The 5,803-nt window shown below is 58.1% G+C and carries 5 protein-coding genes and 1 pseudogene; 1 reads left to right on the top strand and 5 read right to left on the bottom strand.

The genetic code is table 11. The features are described from left to right. Positions 1-218: pseudogene (locus NKI88_RS31415) on the top strand (hypothetical protein); the annotation flags it as partial. A 68-nt stretch (positions 219-286) separates the two neighbouring features. Here NKI88_RS31415 and NKI88_RS31410 read toward each other — a convergent pair. The 5 genes from NKI88_RS31410 to NKI88_RS31390 are packed head-to-tail and all read right to left on the bottom strand — an operon-like array spanning position 287 to position 5,727. Then, on the bottom strand, positions 287-1,243 hold the full coding sequence (locus NKI88_RS31410) for an ABC transporter ATP-binding protein (protein ID WP_352659262.1): 957 nt from the start codon (positions 1,241-1,243) through the stop codon (positions 287-289). After that, positions 1,240-2,229 (bottom strand): ABC transporter ATP-binding protein, encoded by a 990-nt coding sequence (locus tag NKI88_RS31405; protein WP_352659260.1) that lies wholly within the window; start codon positions 2,227-2,229, stop codon positions 1,240-1,242. The genes NKI88_RS31410 and NKI88_RS31405 overlap by 4 nt, the downstream gene beginning before the upstream one ends. Then, positions 2,226-3,095 carry an ABC transporter permease gene (locus tag NKI88_RS31400; protein WP_352659258.1) on the bottom strand — a complete coding sequence of 290 codons (870 nt, stop codon included), beginning with the start codon at positions 3,093-3,095 and terminating at the stop codon, positions 2,226-2,228. The genes NKI88_RS31405 and NKI88_RS31400 overlap by 4 nt, the downstream gene beginning before the upstream one ends. A 12-nt stretch (positions 3,096-3,107) precedes the next feature. After that, a complete protein-coding gene (locus NKI88_RS31395; protein WP_352659256.1) occupies positions 3,108-4,124 on the bottom strand; it encodes an ABC transporter permease in 1,017 nt (338 codons plus the stop codon). A 43-nt stretch (positions 4,125-4,167) separates the two neighbouring features. Then, complete coding sequence (locus tag NKI88_RS31390; RefSeq protein WP_352659255.1) at positions 4,168-5,727, bottom strand: ABC transporter substrate-binding protein; 1,560 nt, start codon at positions 5,725-5,727, stop codon at positions 4,168-4,170. Between the last annotated feature and the right edge of the window lie 76 nt (positions 5,728-5,803).

The raw sequence follows: 5,803 nt of genomic DNA, 5'->3' as shown, positions 1-5,803 counted from the left end.
GACGACAACATCCCAACTATGGCGCAATGCGACGCCGGGAGCAGGAGCCATCCACACCATCAATCGAGAATGCCTTCTCCAAGCTAAAGTCGATCCTCAGGAAAGCCGCCGCGCGCAACATCCCCGAGCTTTGGGACGCAATCCGCGACGCCTTGCCACGCTTCACCGCCGAGGAGTGCTCAAACTACTTCTGCGCCGCAGGATACGAACCTGAGTGATCAGATTCTGCTCTGCGTATTCATGCAGCTTCATGCGGGTCTCTCCTGATATGGCTTGTCTTTCCGTGCTACAAAGGATGGAAGCAGAGGTAAGCTCGTTGCGGCCCGTCTTCGCAGAAATCAGGCTCGGAGGCGCGGCATGTGCTGGTCGCCCGACGACAGCGCGGCGCAAAAGCGCAGCCGGGAGGACGGTTGAGGGGACTCGGAACCTCGCCATCGAGCGGCGCCGGCTGTCGGCGTCGGCTGGGGTCGATCACCGGCACGGCGTCGAGCAATGCCTGCGTGTAGGGGTGGCGCGGATGCGCGAAGACCTCTTCCACCGGTCCGCTCTCGACAATGCGGCCGAGATACATAACGGCGACGCGGTGGGCGATGTAATCGACGACACCAAGATCGTGGGTGATGAATAGATAGCTGACGTTGGTTTTGGCCCGCAGAGCCTTCAGAAGCTTCAGAATCTGAGCTTGCACTGAGACATCGAGCGCCGCGGTAGGCTCATCGAGGATAAGCAGCCGAGGTTCAAGGGCCAATGCACGTGCGATGGCAACGCGCTGCATCTGCCCACCGGAGAGCTGATGCGGATAGCGATGGAGGTATTCGGGGCCGAGGCCAACCTGGCTCAGCAATTCACCGGCACGCCTAGTGACGGCCTCGCCGCGCATGCCAACGGTGTTCAGCGGCTCGCCAATGATGGAACGCACCTTCATTTTGGGATCGAGGGAGGACTGCGGGTTCTGGAACACGACGCCGACGTCGCGACGCGGCGGCATCTTCGTCCACTTGGAACGGGCCGTGACCTCATCGCCGTCAATTGCGATCGTTCCAGCATCGAAACTCGCAAAGCCCAGAAGCGCAGACGCAAGCGTGCTCTTGCCGCAGCCGGACTCGCCCACGAGCGCCAGCGTCTCGCCCGGAGCGATCTGGAAGCTAACGCCGTCCAACGCCTTTAGGACGCCGTGGCGCGTCGTATACACCTTATGAAGGCCCTCGACGGAGACAAGGCGGGCGGGCGGTGCGGCGTTCATCGTGCCTCCGTGAACTGCGGGTCGTGAACGGCATGATGGCAGAGCACCATGTGATCCTGCCCGAGGGTCAAGGCAGGCAGATGCGCCCCCGCGCAGATGCCGGTCGCCCGGTCGCACCGGTCGCGGAACGCGCAGCCCGTCGGCACGTAAGCAGGGTTCGGCACGTTCCCGGGTATTGAGACGAGATCACGGGCGCCACGGCCGACTGCCGGAACCGTACCCAGCAGCTTCACCGTGTAGGGATGGCGAGGGTGATCGATCACGGCCTCGACGCTGCCGGTCTCGACTATCCGGCCCGCATACATAACCGCGACACGGTCGCAAACTTGGGAGACGATGCCGAGGTCATGCGTAATGAACAGGACGGCGAGTCCCTTCTCGTCCGCCAGACGCCGCAGGAGCGAGACGATCTGTGCCTGGACGGTCACATCGAGCGCCGTCGTCGGCTCATCGGCGATCAGGAGGCGCGGACGGCAGGCCAGAGCAAGCGCGATAAGAGCGCGCTGGATCTGTCCGCCCGAAAGCTGGTGCGGGTACTTCTCGAGCGCCAGATCAGGGTCCGGCATGCGCACTGCCTTGAGCTCGCTCATGGCTACGGAACGCGCATCGGACCAGCTCACTGAACGGTGGCAGCGGATGATTTCGGTCATCTGTCGACCAAGGGTGAAGAACGGATTCATCGAACGTGAGGGATTTTGGAAAATCATTGCTACGCGGCCGCCGCGCATTGCACGCAATTCGGCCTCCGACCGGCCAACGACCTCCTGCCCGTCCACCTTGATGCTGCCGATGACACGGCCGGGAGGCGTCACCATCCCAAGACAGGCGTTGGCGGTCATGGACTTGCCGCAGCCCGATTCACCCACCAGGCCCAGCACTTCGCCTGCCGCAACTTCGAGGTCGATGCCACGCAGAATCGAAGTGGAACGCAGGAGGTCGAAGAAGGTCACATGAACGCCGCTTACCTGAAGAACCGGGCTACTCATTCCCGCCCCCCCTGCTTTGGATCTAGAATATCGCGCAGACCATCTCCGACGAGGTTGACCGCAAGCACTGTTACGAAGATGGCCAATCCAGGAAACAGCGCCGTCCACCAATGGTCGAGGAAGTCGGTGCGGGAATCGGCCGCCATCAGGCCCCACTCCACTGCCGGCGCCCTCGCACCCAAGCCGACAAAGCTCAGCGATGCGGCGGCCAGGATGGTAAAGCCAAAATCCATCGACGCCTGAACGGTAACCGGCGTTAGGGAGTTCGGCACGACGTGGCGGACCAGAATTCGCAGATGCCCCACACCGATGGTGCGCGCAGCACTTATGTAAAGCTCTCGACGTACCGTCATGGCAGAGGCCCTCATGATGCGCGCGTACCAGGGGAACCAAGAGACGGCGAGCGAGATCATAGCATTCCAAAGGCCCGGACCGAGCGCAGCAGTGATGGCAATCGGAAGAAGCAGCGGCGGAAATGCCAGGAACACATCCGAGAAGCGCATCAAAAGAAGATCCGTCTTGCCGCCGAAATATCCAGCCACAAGTCCGATCGGGCCGCCAATAAACAAGGCAAGAAGCACAACGCAAACACCCACAAGAAGCGAAGTCCTTCCTCCATGAAGGACCCTCGCAAAGATGTCCCTCCCGAAGCGATCCGTACCCATCAGATGCTCGGCGCTGGGCTCTGAAAGGCGATCTGACATCACGATTTGCGTCGGCGCATAGTGCGTAATCCAGGAGGCTAGCACAGCGCTCAACACCACCGTGAGGAGAATTGCCGCGCCGATTACAAACAGTCGGTTCTGCGCAAAGAATGATCTTGCGAGGATGATCCGAACAGACCGCTCAATGATATTGGTCGTCATAGCTTATCTCCGTCACGCCGTTCTCAGCCGGGGATCAACGACCGCATACAGAAGGTCGACAATCAGGTTCACCAAGAGGTATATGCCAGCAAGAAAGAGTGTGGCGCCGAGGGATGCGGGATAGTCGTTCTGTGCGATCGAGGAGACCAGGAAGGAACCGAGCCCTGGCCAATCGAAGACATACTCCACGACCACGGCGCCCCCCAAAAGCTGTCCGTAGGTCAAGCCGACAATTGTCAGGATCGGTATCAAAGTCGCCTTCAACGCATACCGGTAATAAATGGCAGACTTCGGCAAGCCATAGGCAAAGGCCGTTCGGATATATTCCTCCTTCAAGACCTCAACCATCATGTTCCGCGTGATGCGAGTTACAGTCGAAAGCAGCAAAATGGTCAGGGTGACCAGTGGCAGCGCAATGTGCGCAGCCGCACTCATAAACCCCTCCCAGTTACCGGTCAGAAGGGCATCGACCAGATACAGGCCGGTAACCGATCTGATGGGGTTATCCAAAACAATCGATGAATCCACACGGCCCTGCAGCGGCAGCCATCCAAGGGCACCATAAAAGAGGATCTGCAGTGACATGGCCAGGATGAAAGACGGGATGGCGACGCCAGCAACCGCGATCGTCCGCGCAACATTATCGAGCATTGAGTTCTGCCTCACAGCAGAAAGAATGCCGACCGGAAGGCCGATGAGCAGAACGAGCACAATCGCCAGAGTGGTGAGTTCGAACGTTGCCCCCAATCGCTCGCGCACCTCCAGCAGCACCGGCCGTTGGGTGAGAAGGCTGTTGCCGAACTCTCCGCGCATCGCATTGCCGATGAAGGCAAAATATTGAACCGGCAGCGGCTTATCGAGGCCGAGTTCAGCCTCCACCTTCTCGACCATCTCGAGAGAGGGCCGCCCTCCCAGCATCAACTCCGCCGGAGAGGCGGGTAGCACCCGGCTCAGCAGGAACATGATCGTTATGACGCCGAACACGACGCCAATTAGCAACAGCAGCCGCTGAACCAACTGCACAACCATAGGCATAATTCCTCCCAATACCCTCAATCGCCGGGGAAACCAGCTATCGGCGCAGGTTATAGATGGACAGCCATTCGTAGGCAGGATTGTTCGCCTCCTCCATGCCTTTGATGTCCGAGGAATATGCGTCGACTCGGTTTACATCGGCATAAAAGATGGCAACCGCATTCTGCATCAATCTGTCCTGCGCCGCGATATAGGCTTTTGCGGCAGCATCCATATCAACGCCTTCCAGTTTGAAAGCTTGGTCCGCCAGGCGATCAAATTCCTCATCATAGTAGTAGGACAGGTTCCACGCGGGCTTCTTCTCGGTATGGAACATCGTCACCATCCAGTCGGACGGTGTCGGATAGGCTGGCCACCAGACCATTACATTCAAATGGCCAGAGGTTTCAGGAGATCTAGCCTTGCTCAGGAAAGTAGAAGAAACCTGTTCAAGATCAAGCTCAACCTCCACCCCAATCGCTGCCGCGCTGGCCTGGAATAGCTCTATCGCATCAATTTGTTCTTGATTGCTGGCCGAGTACAGCGCCTTTATATTCCAATCCTTTTTGGGGATGCCAGATTCCTCCAGTAGAGCGAGAGCTTTGTCTGGATCAAATGTGCCGACGTCGTAGGTACCATGCCCCCACATAGTCGATGCAATGGGCGCGACAGGTTTTGTAGCCGCACCGTGAAAAATATTCTTTAGCACCGAATCGAAATCCCAAAGATGCAGCAAGGCCTGCCGGAATTTGAGATTGTCAGTTGGGTATTTCTGGACGTTGATCATATACAGTTGCGTGCGCCATCCCGGGGCGTTTGTAACCGAAACGTTGGACAATGCGTCGAGGCTTTCCATTTGGGAACCAGGAACACGGGAGACGTCCGCTTCGCCCGAGCGGATCATCTGAACACGAGTCGCGACTTCGGCAACGTAGGGATGCACGACGCGCTCAAATTGACCACTCTGCCATCCGCCCCAGTAATCGTCGAACTTTTCGAGGACAACCAGCTTTCCTTGCTGGAATTCAGCCAGCTTGTAGGGGCCAGTGCCGATCGCATTTCCTTGGGTCAGCCATTCATCACCCTTGTCGATTGCCGCAGGGGCGATGACGAAGGCGCCATATTGTCCAGCTGCCACCAAATCAAATGCGATTGGGTCTTTGAATCGGAAGACGGCCGTGTGATCGTCCGGCGTCTCAACGTTCTCCAGACCAGCGTAAAGGAAGCCGGCACCCTTCCCCAGATCGCGCACGTATTCGAACGATTTTTTCACAGCTGCCGAGTTCAGCGCAGAACCGTCATGGAACTTCACGCCGTCCCGTAGGCGAACTGCCCACGTCTTGCCGCCGTCGGAGCGCTCCCAGGACGTTGCGAGCTTTGGTAAGATCTTGCCGTCCTTGTATACAAAAAGGGTCTCGTAGACGTTACCGAGAACATAGACCTCGGAGTCATAGTTTGATGCAGGGTTCATGTTTCGGTACGAGATAAATGAAACCCACGTCAACGTCTTTTTGTCTTCGCTAGACTGCGCCATCGCTGCAATTCGCCAGCTCAGTGCGACCGACGCCACAGAAGAAGCAAGTGCAGCTATAATGACTTCTCGACGGTACATTTTCATTGCAGTTCTCTTTTCTTGGTTGCTATGAACTCAGTAGGTGCTTTCATCCATGACGCCGACGCGCCCGCTTTCCCGG

This window comes from Mesorhizobium sp. M0317, from assembly GCF_040321555.1.
Lineage (GTDB): Bacteria > Pseudomonadota > Alphaproteobacteria > Rhizobiales > Rhizobiaceae > Mesorhizobium.
This window is presented reverse-complemented; position numbering and strand designations above follow the sequence as displayed.